The sequence below is a fragment of the Caldicoprobacter sp. genome, assembly GCF_047459465.1.
In the GTDB taxonomy this organism is placed as follows: domain Bacteria; phylum Bacillota; class Clostridia; order Caldicoprobacterales; family Caldicoprobacteraceae; genus Caldicoprobacter.
The window spans coordinates 1-4,742 of record NZ_VSCO01000133.1 but is presented as its reverse complement, the minus strand read 5'-3'; the positions used below and the strand labels follow the sequence as shown (position 1 = coordinate 4,742).

Annotated in this window: 3 protein-coding genes; all 3 read right to left on the bottom strand. The window is 50.3% G+C overall.

Features of this window, described 5'->3' with window-relative positions:
- On the bottom strand, positions 1-1,429 hold a 1,429-nt coding region (guaA, locus tag FWJ59_RS07915; RefSeq protein WP_414481407.1), incomplete at its 3' end, for a glutamine-hydrolyzing GMP synthase.
- Positions 1,430-1,693: 264 nt separating this feature from the next.
- Entirely contained in the window at positions 1,694-2,467 is a 774-nt protein-coding gene (gene hisF / locus FWJ59_RS07910; RefSeq protein WP_414481408.1) for an imidazole glycerol phosphate synthase subunit HisF, read from the bottom strand.
- Between the two features lie 284 nt (positions 2,468-2,751).
- A partial coding sequence (locus FWJ59_RS07905) for a phosphoribosylformylglycinamidine synthase subunit PurQ (protein ID WP_414481406.1) occupies positions 2,752-4,742 on the bottom strand: 1,991 nt, incomplete at its 5' end.

The window sequence follows — 4,742 nt, the reverse complement described above, 5'->3', positions numbered from 1 at the left end:
CGTAGGGTATCTTTGCCCACTGGGCCGTCATAAAGTCGGTGGTCACAACCGCCCTTAAAGCCACAACGTAATCATAGGTTCTCTCATCTCCCATGACGCCCACCGTCCTCATACCGGTGAGTATGGCGAAATACTGGCTTATATCACCTGCCAGCCCGGCCTTGTCGATTTCCTCACGGAATATATGGTCGGCTTCCCTGAGGATCTCCAGCTTTTCTCTGGTAACCTCACCTATCACCCTTACCGCCAGGCCTGGACCCGGGAAGGGCTGTCTCGAAACTATCTCTTCGGGAAGGCCCAACTCCCTTCCCACCTTCCTCACCTCATCCTTGAAGAGGCTTCGCAGCGGCTCGATAATCCCCTTGAAATCTATATCAACTGGCAGCCCACCGACATTGTGATGGCTCTTTATAACCGCTGCATTACCAGTACCGCTTTCTATCACATCGGGGTATATGGTGCCCTGTACCAAATAATCAATCTTGCCCAGCTTTCTAGCTTCTTCCTCAAAGACCCTTATGAACTCCTCCCCTATGATCTTCCTCTTCTTCTCAGGGTCAACAACGCCCGCCAGCCTGGACAGAAATCTGTCGGCTGCATCCACCCTTATGAAATTGATATTAAATCTATTTTTAAACACATTTTCAACCTGGTCAGCCTCATTCTTCCTCAAAAGCCCATGGTCCACAAAGATACAGGTAAGCCTGTCCCCTATGGCTTTATGCACCAGCAATGCTGCCACCGAAGAATCCACGCCGCCAGACAAGGCACACAGCACCGAAGCATCGCCCACCTTCCGGCGTATGTCCTCTACAGTATCTTCAATGAAGGACGAAATCTTCCAGTCCCCCGAGCAACCGCACACCCTGAAAAGGAAATTTTTTAGAATCTCCCTCCCCTTAACGGTATGCTCCACTTCGGGATGAAACTGCACGGCATACAGCTTCCTCTGCGGATCTTCCATGGCCGCCACAGGACAATTGACCGACCTTGCCGTAACTCTAAAGCCTTTAGGCGGCTTGCTCACATAATAGGTATGGCTCATCCAGGTTGTGGTCTGCTCTTCCATGCCATAAAAGAGCTGGCTGGAAGGATCCAGCGTACCCTCGGTTTTGCCGTATTCCCTCTGCTCGGCCTTTATGACCTCGCCGCCCAGCATGACGCTCATGAGCTGCATGCCGTAACATATTCCCAGCACCGGCACGCCCAGTTCAAACACCCCGGGATGGCACAAAGGCGAATCGGGCTGGGTAACCGATGCAGGCCCCCCCGTCAATATAATCCCCTTGGGGTTCAAGCTTGTTAGTCTGTTAATAGATACATTAAAGGGCAGTATCTCGCAGTATACCCCGGCTTCCCTTACCCGTCTGGCAATAAGCTGGCTGTATTGCCCTCCAAAGTCCAGTATGGCCACGACTTCATGCTTCAAGGCAAATACTCCTTTCTCTTTTAAAGATTGGATAAAGCATACATTAATAAAAAATATAATTTATCCATCACATCCACCGATATCCATATAATAATATTATGCTCAGATTAATGAACCTTACATTGAACTTACTACAACAATTTTGTTTTTATAAATTAGCAACTTTAATAGCTTTAAGCACAAAAAAACGAGAGCAAGCGAAACATCGCTTGCACAAAGCTTCCTCAAAGCGTTTTTTGGGTTGTCAATAGCACAACAATCACATCAACACAGCTTATATCTTCTGACGGGTATGCCCCTTTCAGCCAGATAGTCCTTTACCTCAGCAATCGTCAGCTCCCCATAGTGAAACAGCGAAGCCGCCAGGACGGCATCGGCCCCTCCATGCACTATGGCATCGTAGAAATGCTCCAACTTCCCCGCGCCGCCCGACGCAATGACGGGTATGTTGACAGTCTGCGTCACTGCCCTGATTAAAGCTATATCGTACCCATCCTTGGTGCCATCGGCATCCATGCTGGTCAGCAGTATCTCTCCCGCACCTCTTCTTTCAACTTCTACAGCCCACTCGACGGCATCCTTGCCGGTGTTTATCCTTCCGCCGTTGATGTAAACATCCCAGCCCCTACCATCCTGCCGCCTCTTGGCATCTATGGCCACTACGACGCACTGGCTGCCGAATTTCGATGCCGCTTCCTCTATGAGATCAGGGTTATGCACGGCCGCGGAGTTTATTGAGACCTTATCGGCACCCACCTTGAGTATGTCACGGAAATCCGATAGGCTGCGTATGCCTCCGCCCACCGTCAGCGGAATGGAAACCTGCTCGGCGGTCCTTGCAACCACATCCAGCATTATATTGCGCGCCTCGACCGACGCGGTGATGTCCAGAAACACCAGCTCATCGGCACCGGCCTGGTCGTACCGCCTTGCTATTTCCACCGGATCCCCGGCATCCCGCAGGTTGACAAAATTTGTACCCTTGACCACCCTTCCGCCATCAACATCCAGGCAGGGAATTATGCGCTTTGCAAACATCCCGACAACATCACCCACCATATTTTCGTCTACATTTATACATTTCCATCTATTATACCATCATCCTGTGAGTTTCTTAAAAAAGCGCCTTCGACATTCCAGCGCTTTTAAACCGTACCCTCCCAATGAACAACCCCTGTTTTGTGAGTATTTCCTCCACATCCCAAACTGCCTGAGCATAAATTTCGGTTACGCCACAGCGCCATGTCTCAGTGTAACATCTTATTTTATTTTTATATCTTATAACATTATTAACCCTCGCACAAGAGCAAAATGACCTCACCTTACATAAAATATTCAACGCCTGCCTCGAATATCCTCTGGTCCTTTTCTCCCGGTATATTTTTGGCGACATTGGTACCTGTCCTCTCCGAATGGCCCATCTTGCCCAGCACGCGGCCATCAGGGCTGGTTATGCCTTCTATGGCCATCATAGAGCCGTTGGGATTAAAGCGTATATCGTAAGAGGGATTGCCCTTAAAGTCCACATACTGAGTGGCCACCTGTCCATTCTTAAACAGCTCCAATATCTTATCAGGCGGGGCAATAAACCTGCCCTCGCCATGGGATACGGGGACCACGTGAATATCTCCCGGCTTGACCTTGGAAAACCACGGCGAAAGGTTGGACACCACCTTGGTGTATACCATGCGCGATACATGACGACCTATGGTATTAAAAGTAAGGGTTGGGCTGTCGTCGGTCATATCCCTTATTTCGCCATACGGCACCAGGCCCAGCTTTATAAGGGCCTGAAAGCCGTTACATATGCCTAAAATAAGCCCATCTCTCTCCTTCAAAAGCCTCATGACCGCTTCCTTTATGTATGGATTCCTAAAGGTTGTTGCAATGAACTTGCCTGAACCGTCGGGCTCATCCCCTCCGCTGAAGCCACCCGCTATGGCTATGATCTGGGAATTGTCTATACGCCTTGTCATTTCCTCTATCGATTGCTCTATATCCCGAGGTGTCAGGTTCCTTATCACGAAGACATCTACCACAGCGCCCGCCTTCTCAAATGCCCTGGCGGTATCGTACTCGCAGTTTGTCCCGGGAAATACCGGTATGAACACCCTGGGCCTTGCAACCTTGATCCTCGGCCTCTGACGTATACCCCGCGTAAACAGCCCCATATCGGGATTATCCTGGGGTTCATCTCCTTGAACCCTTGTGGGAAATACATCCTCCAGCGGCCTTTCCCAGCTTTCTAAAGCCTCTTGTAAACTTATGTTCACCCCGTTTACCCTTATTTCGGGATTTTCCTGGGTATAGCCCAGCAGCCTGTACTCTATACCGTCAAACAAGCTTGTCAGGTCCTCGTCTTTCGAAACCTCGAGGATAATGGATCCGTAATCGGGCCTGAAAAGCGCTCTCCAATCATTCACCCTCTCAAAGATAAAACCTATCATGTTACCGAAGCACATCTTGCTTATAGCCTCGGCTACACCGCCTGTCTTTACGGCACACGCGGCCAATACCTTGCCGGATTTTATAAGAGAGTGGATCCGGGTGTAATTGGCTTTAAGCTGCTCAAAGTCTGGCAGTCCATAGCAGTCCCTATTGAGGGGCACCAGAACCACCGTGCTGCCCGCCTTTTTGAATTCGGTGGAAATCACGTGCCTTACATCGACGGTATCCACCGCAAACGCCACCACCGTCGGTGGAACATCCATGTCCTTAAATGTTCCCGACATGCTGTCCTTGCCGCCAATTGAGGGCAAACCGAGTTTTATCTGAGCATAATAGGCTCCCAGCAAAGCTGCCAGCGGCTTCCCCCATTTGATCGGATCGTCTCCTGGTTTACCAAAATATTCTTGAAGGGTAAGTCTTATACGCCGCCAGTCTCCCCCTAGAGCACATACCTTTGAAACGGCCTCTACAACTGCAAAGAGGGCACCATGGAACGGGCTCCACTTCGACAATGCCGGATTATACCCAAAGGTCATGATGGTGCCGGTGGTAGTATCCCCCTCAAGCACCGGTATCTTGGCTACCATCCCTTCGGCAGGGCTTAGCTGGTACCTGCCCCCAAAAGGCATGAGCACCGTGCCTGCGCCTATGGTGCTGTCAAACCTCTCAACCAGACCCTTCTGGCTGCAAACGTTGAGCCTCTCAAGGTTGTTGAGCCATGCCTTCTTGAGGTCGAAATAGCACATAGACACCTCTTGAGGCAGCTTTTCAAAAAAGTAGCCTTCCTCCCGGGGAGCTGATACAACCGCCCTGCTCTTCCTTTTGACTCCGTTGGTGTTCAAAAACTCCCTGCTTATATCCACTA

Excerpts from the sequence above, each read along its gene's own strand:
- hisF (WP_414481408.1), bottom strand. The coding sequence starts at position 2,467 with ATGTTTGCAAAGCGCATAATTCCCTGCCTGGATGTTGATGGCGGAAGG.